This window comes from Sphingopyxis sp. J-6, assembly GCF_046603995.1.
Classification (GTDB): domain Bacteria; phylum Pseudomonadota; class Alphaproteobacteria; order Sphingomonadales; family Sphingomonadaceae; genus Sphingopyxis.
Genome location: NZ_CP145810.1, coordinates 193,037 through 207,174 on the forward strand (window position 1 = coordinate 193,037; position 14,138 = coordinate 207,174).

Consider the following 14,138-nt stretch of genomic DNA (forward strand, 5'->3'; position numbering starts at 1 on the left):
ATAGGTTATTTTCTATTGACATCGTCACGCTGATATGGCACAAGTGTCACATCATGAAGAATTGCGAGTCGGGCCGGCGGCCTTCCGATGCGGGAGGCTGTTCCGGCCCGATCGCATTTGGAGGTCGGGCGATGGATGTGGCGACGGGCGATGGAGAGACTGGCGGGCGCGGATCGGGCAACGATGCCGTCGAACCGCAGTCGAGACAGATAACCCCCCATCAGCTTCAGGTCTTTCTGGAGGCGCTGGCCGAAAGCTGTCATGTGCGCGCTTCGGCAGCGGTCGCGGGGTTCGCCCCGTCGGCGGCGTATAAGCTGCGGCGACGCGACCCATGCTTTGCCGAGGCATGGCAGGCGGCGCTGGAAAGCGGCTATGCGCGGCTGGAAATGGCGCTGGTCGAGCGTGCGATCCAGACGATCGAGGTCGCGCATGACGATAATCCCGACGCGATACCGGTCATCGGTGCGATGACGGTCGCGCAGGCGATCGACCTGATGAACAAGCATCGCGCCAGCATCGAAGGCGGCCGAGCCAAGCGCGTTCGGCTGAATGCGCGCAGCCGGCCGACCGCCGAGGAGACCGACGCCGAAATATTGCGCCGCATCGCGATCATGGAGCAGCAGCGCGAGCGCGCGGCAGAAAAGGACGCGAAATAGTGCAGCTCGCGCGGTGGCTGGAGCGGCTGGAGTTGCGCGAGGACGAGACCATAGTCGACCGGCTTCTGGCGCTGTCGCCCGACGACCGGCGGCGCGTGTTGCGCGAGATCCCGCGCAAATATGTGCAGGAGCTGGACGAGCGTTGGTATCAGTGGGCGCATGCGGGGCAGCGCGAGCCGCCCGGCGACTGGCCCGTGTGGCTGATCCGCGCCGGGCGAGGGTTCGGCAAGACGCGGGCGGGTTCGGAATGGATCAGCGAAATGGCACGGCGCATGCCGGGCACCCGCATCGCGTTGGTCGCGGCGAACGAAAATGACGGAATGCGCGTGATGATCGAGGGGCCAAGCGGGCTGCTGGCCGTCGCGCGGGCCGACGAAGCCCCGCAATGGCGACATCGGCTGCGCGAGCTGCATTTCGACAGCGGTGCGGTCGCGACCTTGTTTTCGGCGGCGGCGCCCGAAAATCTGCGTGGTCCCGAACATCATCTCGGCTGGTGCGACGAACTGGCGAAATGGAAGAAGGGCGGCGATGCGGGGTGGGACAATCTGATGCTGGGGATGCGGCTGGGGGAAAGACCCCGCGTGCTGGTGACGACGACGCCGCGCCCGGTGCCATTGATGCTGAAGGTCGCGGCTGTGCCGGGCTGCGTCACGAGTCTCGGCCGGACCGCCGAGAATCCGCACCTGCCGGCGAGTTTCGTGACGCATATGATCGCGCAATATGGCGGGACGCGGCTGGGGCGGCAGGAGCTCGACGGCGAATTGCTGGAGGATGTCGAGGGGGCGCTGTGGTCGCGCGGGCTGATCGAGCGGTGCCGGATCGGCGCCGGCGACATCGGCAAGCCGGTACGCGTCGTGATCGGCGTCGATCCGCCGGCCACCGCCAACGGCGATGCGTGCGGGATCGTGGTGGCGGTGGAGCTCCGCGACGGGCGGCTCGCGGTCGTCGAGGATGCGAGCGTCGAGACGCCGCCGCCCGCGATATGGGCGCAGGCGGTGGCAGCCGCCGCGGCGCGCTGGGGCGCCGACCGGATCGTCGCCGAGAGCAATATGGGCGGCGAGATGGTCGAGGCGACGCTGCGCCAGGCCGACTGCACGCTGCCGGTGACGCCGGTGCATGCCAGCGTCGGCAAGGCGCGAAGGGCGGAGCCGGTGGCGATCGCTTACGAGCGCGGGCGGGTGGTGCATGCGGGGGCGTTCGCGGCACTGGAAGACGAGCTTTGCGGGTTGCAGGTGGGCGGCGGCTATGCGGGGCCGGGGCGTTCGCCGGACAGGGCCGATGCCTGCGTGTGGGCGCTGGCGGCGTTGCTGGAGGGGCTGAAGAAGGGGCGGGCGCCGGGGGTGCGGCGGGTTTGAACGGTGGGTTGGCAACTACAAGGTCGGATGCTTCGAGATCAGATTATCCTGACGGGATAATTTTCTTGCGAGCTGTGGCCCGCCTGTGCGAAAGTTTCGCACGGCGAAACTCGCAAGGGTGGTAGCCGTCCTACCCGTTCTGCTCCGCCTAGAAGTCGAACGAATACTGGTTAGGCCAACGCCGGGTATGGGCAGTCACCTGCTCGACCCGGCCAAGGCGCCAGCGCTTATATGCTCGTACGAATACGCGCTTCATAAGCTGTCTCCTTTTTGAAGATGGGATTGAGCCCACGCTCCGGAAGGCCTCGTGCCTCCGCGCCGTTCAGAGGCCGCGGTTCCGGTCAAAAAGGTTGGTAGGACGACTACCGACAATCTGGATAAGCGAGCAGGAACAAATAGCCAACCATGAACATGGGCCATTTCCACCCGTTGGTCTCGCTGGCTGTGTGTGAATAACCAATCCGTTCGCATCGAGCGACGTCGAGATGCCCATCGGCATAGCGTTTGCCTTCGCGGTGTCTCGACTTCGCTCGACACGAACGGAGAATAGGGCGGCGTCTTGACGCACTGGGCCCCGGCTTTCGCCGGGGTGCATTTAGGAGATCACTATGAACTGGTTTGGCCGCAAGGCCGCGCAGGGGCCTGCGCGGCCTGCTTTGTCGCGGGTGTATGGGAGCTGGAGTGCGCCGGCGCCGCTGACGTGGGAAGCGCAGGTGCGCGAGGGCTATTTGTCCAACGCCATCGTGCAGCGCGCGGTGCGGCTGGTCGCCGAGGCGGCGGGGTCGGCGCCGGTGGAGGCGGACGATCCGGCGCTGCTGGCGCTCGTTTCCGCGACGTCGGGCGGGCAGGGGCTGGTCGAGACGCTGGCGTCGCAACTGCTGCTGCACGGCAATGGCTATGTGCAGATCCTGACCGATGGCGCGGGGGTGCCGGCCGAGCTGTTCGCGCTCCGGCCCGAGCGGGTGACGGTCGAGGCCGACGCGCGCGGGTGGCCGGTCGCCTATCGCTACAAGGCCGGCGGCAGCGCCGCGGTGCTGCCCGCCGAGGACGGTGCGGGGCGGACCGCGGTGGTGCATGTGAAGGCGCTGCATCCGCTCGACGATCATTATGGCGCGGGGTGCCTCGGTGCAGCATCTGGCGCGATCGCGGCGCATAATGCCGCGGCGAAGTGGAATGCGGCGCTGCTCGAGAATGCGGCGCGGCCGTCGGGGGCGCTGGTGCACGATCCGGGTGAAAAGGGGATGCCCTTGTCGGCCGAGCAGGTCGACCGGCTGCGCGAGGAACTGGCCGAGAGCTTCGCGGGCGGGGCGAATGCCGGGCGGCCCTTGCTGCTCGAAGGCGGGCTCAAGTGGCAGGCGCTGTCGCTGTCGCCGGCGGAGATGGATTTCCTGGCGCTGAAGGATTCGAGCGCGCGCGAGATCGCGATGGCGTTCGGGGTGCCGCCGATGCTGCTCGGGCTGCCCGGCGATGCGACCTATGCCAATTATCGCGAGGCCAGCCGCGCGCTGTGGCGGCTGACCGTGCTGCCATTGTGCGCGAAGATATTGGGGGCGATTGCGCAGGGGCTGAGCGGCTGGTTCGACGGCGCCGGGCTGCGCGTCGATCTGGATCGGGTGCCGGCGCTCGTCGAGGACCGGATGGCGCTGTGGCGCGAGGTGTCGGCGGCCGACTGGCTGACCGCGGACGAGAAGAAGGCGCTGCTGGGGGTGGCTTAGCCACCTCGTCATCCCAGCGAAAGCTGGGATCGCTGGCGGCGTGCCACAACGATAGCGGTCCCAGCTTTCGCTGGGACGACGATTTGAGGACATCGGCATGGATGAGGAAGAGGCGCTGGCGCGGTTGATCGCGCTGGCGGGGACGAGTGCGCCCGATGCGGCGCTGTTGCGCGCGGTCGTCGAGGAAGCGAGCGAGCTGGGGGCGCGGCGGGCATTGGCAAGGCTCGGCCTCGCCGACGAGGCAGCGCGCGACGATGTGAGCGACCTCAGGCAACTGCTCGGCGCGTGGCGCGACGCGAAGAAAAGCGCCTGGGCGGCGGCGGTCGACTGGGCGGTGCGCGGGATGTTGGCGCTGCTGGTCGTCGGGCTGGCGATGAAGCTGGGACTGCCGGGGCTGCTCAAATGAGCGCGGTGGCGGAACGGGTCCTCCCGCAAGCGCGCGGCGAGGTGCGGTTCGCGGGCTATGCGTCGGTGTTCGACCGCGTCGATCGCGGCGGAGACATTGTGCGTGCGGGGGCTTTTGCGGCGAGTTTGCGCGAGGGGCGCCCGGTGCCGCTGCTCTGGCAGCACCGGCCGGGGGCGGTCGTCGGCACGATCGAGACATTGGCCGAGGATGCGCGCGGGCTGCGCGTCGTGGCGCGGGTGACGCATCCGACGGCGGCGAAGCTCGTCGAGCGCGGCGCGCTGACCGGCCTCAGCTTTGGATATCGGGTGCGCGCGGCGCGCGGGGACGGGCCGCGCGAGCTGCTGGCGCTCGACCTTGCGGAGGTGAGCCTGGTGGCGGCGCCGATGCAGCCGCTGGCGCGGGTGATTCAGGTGGTGAAGGAGTGACAAGCATGGACGATATGGAAGTGAAGGCGGACGCGCTCGAGGGGGCGTTCGATGCGGTGCTGGCGGCCGAGGCGGTCGACGATCTGAAAGCGTCGGTCGCGGCGCTGAAAGCACAGGTCGATGCCCAGGCGGTGGCGGCGTCGCGGTTGCCGCTCGACGGCGCCAAGGCGGCCGATCCGGCGCGTGACGCGTTCGTCGAGCGCTATCTGCGCCGCGGCATCGACGCGGGGGTCGAGATGAAAAGCCTGTCGGGGGCGAGCGGCGGCGAGGGCGGCTATGCGGTGCCGCGCGAGATCGACGGTTCGATCGCCGCGATGCTGAAGGCGCTGTCGCCGATCCGGTCGATCGCGACGGTCGTGCAGACGGGGACGAGCGGTTATCGCAAGCTGGTGGCGACGGGATCGATGGGCGCCGGCTGGGTCGGCGAGACCGCGGCGCGGCCCGAGACCGCGACGCGCAGCTTTGCCGAGATCGCGCCGCCGTCGGGCGAGCTCTACGCCAATCCGGCGGCGAGCCAGGCGATGCTCGACGATGCGATGTTCGACGTCGAGGACTGGCTGGCCGAGCAGCTCGGCCGCGAGTTCGCGGTCGCCGAGGGCAGCGCGTTCGTGAACGGCAACGGGACGAACCGGCCGAAGGGTTTCCTGACCTATACGGCGACGAACGAGGTCGACAGCGTGCGTGCCTTCGGGTCGCTGCAGTATCTCGCAACGGGGACGGCGGGCGCCTTTCCGGCATCGAACCCGCAGGACAAGTTGGTCGAGCTGGTCCATTCGCTGAAGGCGCCGTACCGGCAGGGGGCGTGCTGGGTGATGAATTCGGACACGCTGTCGCGCATCCGCAAGTTCAAGACCAGCGACGGGGCATTCGTGTGGCAGCCGGGGATGGTCGAGGGACAGGCGGCGACGCTGCTCGGCTATCCGGTGGTCGAGGCCGAGGACATGCCCGACGTCGGCGCGAACAGCCTGTCGGTCGCCTTCGGCAACTTCGCCGCCGGATATCTGATCGCCGATCGCGGCGAGACGCGCATCCTGCGCGATCCGTTCAGCAACAAGCCTTTTGTGCATTTCTATGCAACCAAAAGGGTGGGCGGTGCGATCATCGATTCACAGGCCATCAAATTGCTGAAGTTCGCCGCCAGCTAAGCAGCGCTGGTGCGCGATGGGCGCCCGGCCTTGGGTTCCCTTCCCTTTCGGGTCAGGGCCGGGCGTCAACAGCCTGCGCCGAGCTTCCGTCCAGGGCGGCCTGCAAATAACGACTTTTCGGACTTCCGGTGCTCACGTGCAGAAGCACGCTGCGCGCCGGCTTCCGAAAATTCCTCATTTTCGGCTCACCTGAACGAAAGCTCGGCGCAGGCTTCTCCTGAAATTATATCGGAAAGGATGGCGCTGCCATGCCGACCCCTTTTTTCGCCGATCTGGTGCGCGAGCTGTGCCAGGAGGGCGGGACCGGGCCGCTGACGCCGACCGGCGCCGTGCCCGGCCATCGCCGCTTCGCCGGCAACGTACCGATCGACACGCCGTTTCACTATGCCATCGCGGGGGTCGTCCACGAAGGCCAGTGGGAGGCCGGGCTCGGCCGGATCGACACGAGCGGCCGGCTGGTCCGCGATACGGTCGCGGCGTCGTCGAACGGCGGCGCGCTCGTCGACTTTACGCCCGGGCTGAAAACGCTGGCGCTGACCGTCGGGGCGGGATGGTTCGCCGCGACCGATGCGGCAGGCGCGGCGCTCGGCGTATCGGTCGCCGCGAAACAGCCGCTGTCGACGGGGCACGATGCCGTTGCGACCGGACTGGCGGACGATCTGGTGACGGTGCGGCGGAGCGGCGGCTGGGTCAATCTTCCGCTCGCCGCGCTGACATACAAAAATGCCGCCGGGGCCTATGTCGCCGGTGGGGCGCTTTCCTGTTCCAGCGGTACGGCAGCGGCGCCGTCGGTCGGTTTCGGATCGAGCCCGGCGACAGGCCTGTTCCGGGCGGGGACCGATATATTGGGGATGGCGACCGGCGGGGTCGAGCGCGTCCGGGTCGCCGCGAACGGCGATTTCGGCATCGGATCGACCGCCGCGGCCAACACGCGTCTGCTGGTGCGTTCATCGGATTCGGATGCGATGCAGGTGATCGCGCGGTTCCAGACGACGAACGTCGCCGGCAATGATTCGCATTATTTGACGATTGCCGCCGACCCGACGGCCAATCTGATCCAGCTCGCATCGACCGGCACCAGTGCGGGCGGTTTTACGTTTGTGGCGGGATCGACCGAGCGCTTGCGGCTGCTGGCGGCCGGTACGTTGCAACCGGGCGCCGACAACGGCCAGACGCTGGGGTCGGCATCGTTCCGCTGGTCGGTCGTTTATGCCGGGACGGGGACAATCAACACATCGGATATGCGCGACAAGACATGGCGCGGCGGCGCCACCGGGGCCGAATTGCACGCGGCGCGGCGGATCGCGGCCGAACTGGGGTTCTTCCAGTGGAAGGACGCGATTGCCGAGAAGGGAGCGGCCGGTGCACGCCATCATTTCGGGCTGCGCGCGCAGGCGGTCTGGGCGATCATGGCCGACGAGGGACTGATCGATCCGGTCGGCGCCGACGGCCGGCCGGGCGCGACCCCCTATGCCTTTCTTTGTTGGGACGAATGGGATGCGGATGGCGGGACGCAGACGCGCTTCGGCATCCGTCCCGACCAGCTCGCGCTGTTCCTGATCGCCGGGCAGGAGGCGCGGATCGCGGCGCTGGAGGCAGCGGCGTGACGGCGGGAAAGCCGCCGTCGTCGCAGGCGATCGGCGATGCCGGGCGGCGCGATCTGCCGGGCGAATGGGGCGGCGCGGCGCCCGACGCAGCGCGGCCGCCCGCCCGCCACCTTCAGCCCTGCGGCGTGGCGCGGCGGGTGGTGGTGGTTCGCAAACCCTGACGAGAAAGGAGCGGACATGACGATGGTGGTGAAGGATCCGGGGGCACGGATCGATTTCGAGTTCGAATGGGCGGCCGCCTATCCCGACGGGCAGGCGGTGCTGGCGAGCGCATGGACGTGCGTGCCCGACGAGCCCGACGGCGTCGCGGTCGCGGCGGCGAGCCACGATCTGCTGAAATCGGTCGCGACGCTGACCGGCGGAATTGCCGGTCGCATCTATCGCGTGAGCAACCGGGTGACGATGAGCGACGGGCAGATCGACGAGCGGTCGCTGACCGTGCGGGTGGAGGAACGGTGATGACGACGAGCCTGGTACCGGGCGAGGCCCCGGTGAGCCTCGACGAAGCACGCGGCTGGCTGCGGCTGGGCGCGAGCACCGACGATGCGGTGGTCGCGGGGCTGATCCGCGCCGCGGCGAACATCTGCGAAAGCTTTGTCGGCCAGTGGCTGGTGATCCGCGAAGCCGAGGAGATCGTGGCCGTCGCCGACGGCAAGATCCGCCTGTCGGTGCGGCCGGTGGTCGCGGTCGAGGCCGTGACCTTGCTCCTCGCGGCGGGCGGCGAAAGCGAGGTCGCCGAAGCGGACCGGAGCCTCAGCCTGTCGTCCGACGGGACCGGCCGGCTGTCGATCGCCGGGACGCGCGACGGCGACCGGGTGCGTGTCCGCTATCGCGCGGGCATGGCCGCCGACGTCAACGCCATTCCCGAGGCGATCCGCCATGGCATATTGCGCATGATGCAGCATCTCCACGCGGCGCGCGACGGCGAAACCGGCGCGCCGCCGGCGATGATCGCGGCGCTGTGGCAGCCGTGGCGGCGGGTCGGGCTGGGGAGCGGCCGATGAGCGGGGCCGAGCAGGCGGTTCGGGTGCGGGCGCTGGACTTGCTGTCCGCCGACGCGGAACTTGCTGCGCTGGTGCATGGCATATTCGACGGCACGCCGCCGCGCGCGAGTGCGCCCTATGTGTCGGTCGCAGCGGCCGAGGGGAGCGACTGGGGCACCAAGGATCGCGCCGGGCGCGAGGTGCGGCTGACGCTGCTGCTCGCCGGCACGGGTAGCGCGCCCGGCGATCGGGCGGCAGGGAGGATCGAGGCGGTCGTCGCATCGTTGCGCGGGGCGGCCGGCGATTGGACTGTCGTCGGCGCGCGCGCGATCCGGACGCGCTTCAGCTTTGCTCGCGACGGCGGCTGGCGGCACGAAGTGGTAGTGCGTTGCCGCTGCCTCGCGGCGTGAGCATCAGTCGCCGGGGCGCGAGTTGTTTTCCGAATAGTCCTTGAACTTGTCGACGAAGTTCGCGTGGTAATCGTCGACCTGCATGTCGGCATTTTCGGCTGCATCGGCCTCCGAATCGCCGCCCGAACGGTTGAGCGCGATCACTGCGGTGCGAAAGGCGGCGCGTTCGGTTTCGCACACCGACTTGACCGACATTTCGAACTCGGCGGCGGTGATCTTGTCGTCGAGCCCCTTCTTCATCGCCGTGTTCAGACATTTGGTGAAAGCGACGCGCGTCGTGTCGACCGCGGCGGTCGGCGACGGCGCCATGACGGCCAGAAGCAATGTCGTGAAAAGCATCCTGCGACTCCCCGTTTGCAGTGATTTTTCTGTGAGGAGATTAGACGATGGCAATTGAAAATGGGAGCGCTTTTCTGCTCAAGATCGGCGATGGCGGGGTGCCGCCCGCCTATGGCACCGTCGCGGGTCTGCGCACGACGCAGCTTTCGGTGAACGGCGAGGCGGTGAACGTCACGACCAAGGATTCGGGGGGCTGGCGCGAGCTGCTGTCGGGTGCCGGGGTGCGATCGGTTTCGGTGAGCGCGGCGGGGATCTTTACCGGATCGGCGGCCGAGGTGCGGCTGCGCGGCCATGCGCTGTCGGGCGCGATCGACGATTATGAGCTGAGCTTCGAAAGCGGCGAGCGGATGCAGGGCCGCTTCCTGGTCACCCGGCTCGACTATGCCGGCGACTACAACGGCGAGCGCAATTATACGCTGAGCCTGGAATCGAGCGGGCCGGTGGCGAGCCTGTGAGCAGCGCGAACCCGCTGCGCGGCGAGGCCGAACTGCGCGTCGGCGACGCGGTGCATGTGCTGCGCCCGAGCTTTGCCGCGCTGGTGGCGGCCGAAGACGAGCTGGGACCGCTGTTCGCGCTGGTCGAGCGCGCCGCCGACGGCAAGCTGGCGCTCGGCGAACTGGCGTCATTGTTCTGGCATTGCGTGCGCGACCGGCCCGAGGCGCTGACCCGCGAGCGGGTCGGCGAAGCCGTCGTCGCGCAGGGGCTGGTGGCGGTGACCCCGGCGCTGCGCGTGCTGCTGGGGCAGATATTGCAGGGGCGGTGAGGTGCAGGACGAACGGCTGGGTCCCGCCGCGCTGGCGCTCGCGGGGGTGATGGCGCGGGTCGGCGGCTGGCGGCCGGACGAGTTCTGGGCGGCGACGCCTGCCGACGTCCGCGCGATGCTGGCGGGGTGGGCCGACGAGGATGCGGCGCAGGGGCTGGGGCGTGCCGCGCTGGCGGCGATGATGGAGGCATTTCCCGATGGATGAGATCGACGAGCTGGTGGTCGCGGTGCGCGCCGACACCGGTCTTTTCCGCCGCGACATCGCGGCGATGCGCGCCGAGCTCGACGGGCCGCTCGTCGCCGGCGCCGAGCAGGCCGGCCGCGCGATCGAAGGCGCGCTGTCGCGCGCGATCCGCACCGGCAAGCTGGGGTTCGAGGATCTGAAACGGCTGGTGCTGTCGGTGATGGCCGACGTCGCGCGGGTCGCGATTTCGAACGGCATCGGCGCGGCGATGGGCGGCGGGTCGGGCGGCGGCGGCGGATTGCTGTCGCTCGGAACCTCGATCGCGATGGCGCTGTTCGGGGCGCCGGGACGCGCGACAGGCGGGCCGGTCAGCGCGGGGCGCGCCTATATGGTCGGCGAGCGCGGACCCGAGCTGTTCGTGCCGACCGCAAGCGGGCGCGTCGAGGCCGCAGGCACGGGCGGTGTGCGTAATATCGCGATCACGGTGAATGTGCGTGGCGATGCGGGGAGCGAGCCGCAGCGGCTGGCGCAGACCGGGCGGCAACTGGCGCGCGCGGTGCGGCGCGCGGTCGCCCAAGGAGAGGATTGATGGGCTGGGCGCTGGTGGCGGCCGAGCCGCATCATAGGAAGGGCTGGCTCAAGCGGTTCGACCCGCGCTTCTGGACGGTCGATTTCGCGCGGCCGATGATGGCGAGCGTGACGAGCGATACGCCGCGGGCGCTGCGCGTCGAGACGGTTTTCTATCGCAAGCAGGATCTGGCCGGGCTGATCTGGGAGGCCGAGGACCGCTGGGATCACCCGCTGCTCGCCTATGAGACGAAGCGCGACTTCCGGCACACGCAGCTCCGGTTCCGCTGGCGGTCGGGCGGGATCAAGCCGCTCGACGCGCTGCATGGGCCGACGCTGACCATCGAGGGGCGCGACGCGGCGGGCAGCCCGCGCGCCTGGTATGTGCGGCTGTGGAACTATGCGGCGGGGACGGCGGAGGATGCGCTGGTCAGCCTCGATTTCGACGACCTCGACGGCGGCTTCCTGTTGCCGGCCGAGGCGGACCCGGTGTGGGCGGGCGACATCGACCGGATGTTCATCTCGCTGGTGCCGCCGGATTACGACGCGAGCGACGGCGTGCTTGCGGCGCCGGTCGAGGGCTGGGCCGAGATGAGCGAGATCGCCTGTGCGGGGTCGGGATCGGTGCTGGCGATCGGCGATGTCGTGCTGCCCGAACACGCCCTCGGCATCGCGGGCGGCTATGACGACAGCTATAATCTGACCCCGGCGCGGGTGGTGCGGCAGATCGTGCAGCTCGGCTATCGCGGCGACGTCGTCCATTATGTCGGGATGAGCCATTATATGCGGCTCGAGGCGGCGAGCGGCGGTTTTTACGCGAGCCTCGCGGGCGGGGTGCTCAACGGACCGTGCGCGGCGTGGCATGCCGGTTATGCGAGCGCCTGCAAGGCGGCGGGGCTGGGGCTCATCTGGTCGCTGTCGTACGAATATTTCGATGCCTATTGCTCGGAGGACTGGAAGCAGCGGACGGCCGATGGATCGCCGGCACTGACCGGCTGGGAGCCGCCGTCGACCTTGCTGTCGCCCGCCAATGCCGCCGCGATGGGCTATCTGCAGCTGGTCGCGCGGGCGTTCGTCGCGATCGGCGCGGCGGCGGATTTGCCGCTGAAATTCCAGGTCGGCGAGCCGTGGTGGTGGACCGCGAGCGAAGGGCGGCTTTGCGCCTATGACGCCGCGACGACGGCCGCGCTGGGCAGCGCGAGCGTTGCGATCCCCGATGTGCGCGGGACGCTCGACGCGGGGCAATTGGCGATGCTCGACGCGCTCGGCGCACTGCTGGCGGCGTCGACCGGCGCTCGTTGCGGCGGCGCGCGACGAGGCGGGGGCGGCGGGGCTGGTCAGCCATTTGCTCGTCTTTTTGCCGACGGTGCTGGACAATGAAGCGCCCGAGGTGCGGCGCGCCAATGTGCCGCCGGACTGGGCGGCGCCGGCGTTCGATGTGCTGCAGCTCGAGGATTATGACTGGGTCACCGCCGGGCGCGGCGACGAGACCGCAGGTGCGCGCGCGGTGATGGTTGCGCGGCTTGGCTATCCGGTCGACGAGCAGCATTATTTTTCGGGGTTCGTGCTGCTGCCCGAACAGCGGGCGCAGTGGGGACCGATTGCGGACGCCGCCGATGCGGCACGGCGGGCCGGGGTGGCGCAGACCTTCATCTGGGCGTTGCCGCAGGTGGCGCGCGACGGTTTCGTGACATTCGACGGACAAGGCGACGGGGAGGGCGAGGTGCAGGCTTTTGATGCGGTGGATTTCCCGCTGGCGATCGGGCGCGAGGCGCTGGTGGTGACCGAATTTTCGACCCAGATCGTGAGCTCGCCGTCGGGGCACGAGCAACGCGCGAGCGAATGGGCCGAGGCACGGATGCGCTACGACGCGGGACCGGGGGTGCGATCCGAGGCCGACGTGCGGATCTTGACCGATTTCTTTCGTGCCCGGCGCGGCGCGGCGCGCGCGTTCCGCTTTCGCGACCCGTTCGATGGCAGTTCGGCAGGAAGCGGCGGCATGCCGACGGCGATCGACCAGTGGCTGGGGACTGGCGACGGCAGCCGGCGACAGTTCGCGCTGGTCAAACATTATGGCAGCGACGATGCGGTGCAGGCGCGCGCGATCCGCCTGCCGGTCGCGGGGAGCGTGCGGGTGTCGGTCGACGGGATCGAGACCGCGGCCTTTGCCGTCACCGATGGCGGCGAGGTGCTGCTCGACGCCGCACCGGCGGACGAGGTTGCCGTGCGCGCGGGCTTCCTGTTCGACGTGCCGGTGCGCTTTGCCGAGGACCGGCTGGAGGTGAGCCGCGCGACGTTCCTCGCCGGCGAGATCGCGAATGTGCCGCTGGTCGAGGTGCGGGCGCCATGGTGATCGCGGCGGCGCCCGACTGGCTGCGCGAGGAGCTGGTGACGCTGGCGTGGTGCTGGCGGCTGGCGCGGCGCGACGGGGTGGTTATCGGGCTGACCTCGCACGACCGCGACCTGGTGATCGACGGGATCGCCTATCGCGCGGCGCCGGGGATGAAGCCGTCGGCGATCGAGACGAGCGACAGCCTCGATGCTGCGACGATGGATCTCGAAGGCGCTATCGCGAGCGAGGCGATCGCGGCGCGCGATCTCGACGCGGGGCGCTGGGACGGCGCCGAGCTCGTGCTGTTCGTGACCGACTGGACTGCGCCCGATGCAACGCCGGTGACCGTCGCGCGCGGATCGCTGGGGGCGATCGAGCGGCGCGGCGCGGCTTTTGGCGCCGAATTGCAAGGCGTGACGCGGATGCTCGACCGGCCGGTGTGCCCCGCCACTTCGCCGAGTTGCCGCGCGTCCTTGGGCGACCGGGCGTGCCGCGTCGATCTGGCGCCGCTGACGTACAGGCGGCGGGTGATCGCGGTCGCGGGGCGGACAGTCACGCTCGACAGCGCGGTGGCGGGCGCGATGGCGTTCGGCGAATTGCTGTGGCTCGAGGGAGCGAACTGCGGACTGGCGAGCCCGGTGATCGGCGCCGAGGGCGCGGTGCTGCATCTCGCCGAGGCGCCGCCCTTGGCCGTGGCGCTGCCGGCCCGGGTGCGGTTGACCGAAGGGTGCGACAAGCAGCTTTCGACGTGCCGGACCCGCTTTGCCAATTCGGTTAATTTTCGCGGTGAAGCACACCTGCCCGGTAATGATCTGCTGACGCGATACCCCGGTGGATGACGTCGGCCAGCGCGCCTTCGCTGCGGCGCGCGGGATGGTGGGAGTGCGGTTCCGGCCGCAGGGAAGCGACGTGCGGACCGGGGTTGATTGTGTCGGGCTGGTGTGGGCGGCCTATGCGGCGGCGGGACGGCGTCTGGTGCGGCCGCAGGGCTATCCGCTGCGCGGCTGGGTGCGGGCGCAGGTCGAGGCGGGGCTGACGGCTGCGGGATTCATGTCGGTCGGCGGGGCAGTCCGCGATGGCGATGTGGCGCTGATCGCGCTCGATGCCGGGCAATTCCACCTCGGGCTGATCGGCACGGATCGGCTGGTGCATGCGCATGCGGGGCTGCGGCGGGTGGTGGAAACGCCGGTAGGTGGATCGGAAGATTTGGCACGGTGGCGATTGCCGCCTTGCCCACCCCGCTGCGACTAG

18 protein-coding genes and 1 pseudogene are annotated in these 14,138 nt (G+C 69.4%); 18 read left to right on the top strand and 1 reads right to left on the bottom strand.

Translation table 11 applies throughout. The annotated features are described in order from the left end of the window. Positions 1–131 precede the first annotated feature (131 nt). From V6U71_RS01000 to V6U71_RS01050, 11 genes are all read left to right on the top strand, one after another. Complete coding sequence (locus tag V6U71_RS01000; protein ID WP_411340577.1) at positions 132–656, top strand: hypothetical protein; 525 nt, start codon at positions 132–134, stop codon at positions 654–656. Further along, entirely contained in the window at positions 656–2,011 is a 1,356-nt protein-coding gene (locus tag V6U71_RS01005) for a DNA-packaging protein (protein WP_411340578.1), read from the top strand. Before V6U71_RS01000 ends, V6U71_RS01005 begins: the two co-directional genes overlap by 1 nt. 608 nt (positions 2,012–2,619) lie before the next feature. After that, entirely contained in the window at positions 2,620–3,726 is a 1,107-nt protein-coding gene (locus V6U71_RS01010; RefSeq protein WP_411340579.1) for a phage portal protein, read from the top strand. Between the two features lie 97 nt (positions 3,727–3,823). After that, the gene (locus V6U71_RS01015; RefSeq protein WP_054586510.1) at positions 3,824–4,132 is read left to right on the top strand and encodes a DUF6127 family protein; all 309 of its coding nucleotides are present in this window, start codon (positions 3,824–3,826) and stop codon (positions 4,130–4,132) included. Further along, positions 4,129–4,557, top strand: coding sequence for an HK97 family phage prohead protease (locus tag V6U71_RS01020; protein ID WP_411340580.1), 429 nt, complete (start codon positions 4,129–4,131; stop codon positions 4,555–4,557). The genes V6U71_RS01015 and V6U71_RS01020 overlap by 4 nt, the downstream gene beginning before the upstream one ends. Positions 4,558–4,562: 5 nt before the next feature. Continuing rightward, the gene (locus V6U71_RS01025; RefSeq protein WP_411340581.1) at positions 4,563–5,702 is read left to right on the top strand and encodes a phage major capsid protein; all 1,140 of its coding nucleotides are present in this window, start codon (positions 4,563–4,565) and stop codon (positions 5,700–5,702) included. Between the two features lie 248 nt (positions 5,703–5,950). After that, complete coding sequence (locus tag V6U71_RS01030) at positions 5,951–7,309, top strand: tail fiber domain-containing protein (protein WP_411340582.1); 1,359 nt, start codon at positions 5,951–5,953, stop codon at positions 7,307–7,309. Then, positions 7,306–7,470, top strand: coding sequence for a hypothetical protein (locus V6U71_RS01035; RefSeq protein ID WP_411340583.1), 165 nt, complete (start codon positions 7,306–7,308; stop codon positions 7,468–7,470). The genes V6U71_RS01030 and V6U71_RS01035 overlap by 4 nt, the downstream gene beginning before the upstream one ends. 16 nt (positions 7,471–7,486) lie before the next feature. Next, positions 7,487–7,768, top strand: a complete 282-nt coding sequence (locus V6U71_RS01040) for a hypothetical protein (protein WP_411340584.1) — start codon at positions 7,487–7,489, stop codon at positions 7,766–7,768. Continuing rightward, a complete protein-coding gene (locus tag V6U71_RS01045) occupies positions 7,768–8,313 on the top strand; it encodes a head-tail connector protein (RefSeq protein WP_411340585.1) in 546 nt (181 codons plus the stop codon). Before V6U71_RS01040 ends, V6U71_RS01045 begins: the two co-directional genes overlap by 1 nt. Then, complete coding sequence (locus V6U71_RS01050) at positions 8,310–8,702, top strand: DUF3168 domain-containing protein (protein ID WP_411340586.1); 393 nt, start codon at positions 8,310–8,312, stop codon at positions 8,700–8,702. The genes V6U71_RS01045 and V6U71_RS01050 overlap by 4 nt, the downstream gene beginning before the upstream one ends. 3 nt (positions 8,703–8,705) lie before the next feature. On the opposite strand, the gene V6U71_RS01055 is transcribed toward V6U71_RS01050, so the two are convergent. Next, the gene (locus tag V6U71_RS01055) at positions 8,706–9,041 is read right to left on the bottom strand and encodes a hypothetical protein (protein WP_411340587.1); all 336 of its coding nucleotides are present in this window, start codon (positions 9,039–9,041) and stop codon (positions 8,706–8,708) included. 47 nt (positions 9,042–9,088) lie between these two features. On the opposite strand from V6U71_RS01055, the gene V6U71_RS01060 reads away from it, so the two are divergent. The 7 genes and pseudogenes from V6U71_RS01060 (at position 9,089) to V6U71_RS01090 (ending at position 14,138) form a co-directional block, all read left to right on the top strand. Continuing rightward, the gene (locus V6U71_RS01060; protein ID WP_411340588.1) at positions 9,089–9,496 is read left to right on the top strand and encodes a phage major tail protein, TP901-1 family; all 408 of its coding nucleotides are present in this window, start codon (positions 9,089–9,091) and stop codon (positions 9,494–9,496) included. Then, positions 9,493–9,804 carry a gene transfer agent family protein gene (locus V6U71_RS01065; RefSeq protein WP_411340589.1) on the top strand — a complete coding sequence of 104 codons (312 nt, stop codon included), beginning with the start codon at positions 9,493–9,495 and terminating at the stop codon, positions 9,802–9,804. Before V6U71_RS01060 ends, V6U71_RS01065 begins: the two co-directional genes overlap by 4 nt. 1 nt (position 9,805) lies before the next feature. Continuing rightward, on the top strand, positions 9,806–10,009 hold the full coding sequence (locus V6U71_RS01070; protein WP_411340590.1) for a phage tail assembly chaperone: 204 nt from the start codon (positions 9,806–9,808) through the stop codon (positions 10,007–10,009). Next, complete coding sequence (locus V6U71_RS01075; protein ID WP_411340591.1) at positions 10,002–10,577, top strand: tail tape measure protein; 576 nt, start codon at positions 10,002–10,004, stop codon at positions 10,575–10,577. The genes V6U71_RS01070 and V6U71_RS01075 overlap by 8 nt, the downstream gene beginning before the upstream one ends. Beyond that, a pseudogene (locus V6U71_RS01080) lies at positions 10,577–12,908 on the top strand (DUF2460 domain-containing protein). The gene V6U71_RS01075 and the pseudogene V6U71_RS01080 overlap by 1 nt, the downstream one beginning before the upstream one ends. Beyond that, the gene (locus V6U71_RS01085) at positions 12,902–13,726 is read left to right on the top strand and encodes a DUF2163 domain-containing protein (RefSeq protein ID WP_411340592.1); all 825 of its coding nucleotides are present in this window, start codon (positions 12,902–12,904) and stop codon (positions 13,724–13,726) included. Before V6U71_RS01080 ends, V6U71_RS01085 begins: the two are co-directional and overlap by 7 nt. Positions 13,727–13,796: 70 nt before the next feature. Continuing rightward, complete coding sequence (locus V6U71_RS01090) at positions 13,797–14,138, top strand: peptidoglycan endopeptidase (RefSeq protein WP_411340593.1); 342 nt, start codon at positions 13,797–13,799, stop codon at positions 14,136–14,138.

Coding starts and splice junctions, on each gene's coding strand:
- V6U71_RS01000 (WP_411340577.1), top strand. CDS start 132: ATGGATGTGGCGACGGGCGATGGAGAGACTGGCGGGCGCGGATCGGGC.
- V6U71_RS01010 (WP_411340579.1), top strand. CDS start 2,620: ATGAACTGGTTTGGCCGCAAGGCCGCGCAGGGGCCTGCGCGGCCTGCT.
- V6U71_RS01015 (WP_054586510.1), top strand. CDS start 3,824: ATGGATGAGGAAGAGGCGCTGGCGCGGTTGATCGCGCTGGCGGGGACG.
- V6U71_RS01020 (WP_411340580.1), top strand. CDS start 4,129: ATGAGCGCGGTGGCGGAACGGGTCCTCCCGCAAGCGCGCGGCGAGGTG.
- V6U71_RS01025 (WP_411340581.1), top strand. CDS start 4,563: ATGGACGATATGGAAGTGAAGGCGGACGCGCTCGAGGGGGCGTTCGAT.
- V6U71_RS01030 (WP_411340582.1), top strand. CDS start 5,951: ATGCCGACCCCTTTTTTCGCCGATCTGGTGCGCGAGCTGTGCCAGGAG.
- V6U71_RS01040 (WP_411340584.1), top strand. CDS start 7,487: ATGACGATGGTGGTGAAGGATCCGGGGGCACGGATCGATTTCGAGTTC.
- V6U71_RS01045 (WP_411340585.1), top strand. CDS start 7,768: ATGACGACGAGCCTGGTACCGGGCGAGGCCCCGGTGAGCCTCGACGAA.
- V6U71_RS01050 (WP_411340586.1), top strand. CDS start 8,310: ATGAGCGGGGCCGAGCAGGCGGTTCGGGTGCGGGCGCTGGACTTGCTG.
- V6U71_RS01055 (WP_411340587.1), bottom strand. CDS start 9,041: ATGCTTTTCACGACATTGCTTCTGGCCGTCATGGCGCCGTCGCCGACC.
- V6U71_RS01060 (WP_411340588.1), top strand. CDS start 9,089: ATGGCAATTGAAAATGGGAGCGCTTTTCTGCTCAAGATCGGCGATGGC.
- V6U71_RS01075 (WP_411340591.1), top strand. CDS start 10,002: ATGGATGAGATCGACGAGCTGGTGGTCGCGGTGCGCGCCGACACCGGT.
- V6U71_RS01085 (WP_411340592.1), top strand. CDS start 12,902: ATGGTGATCGCGGCGGCGCCCGACTGGCTGCGCGAGGAGCTGGTGACG.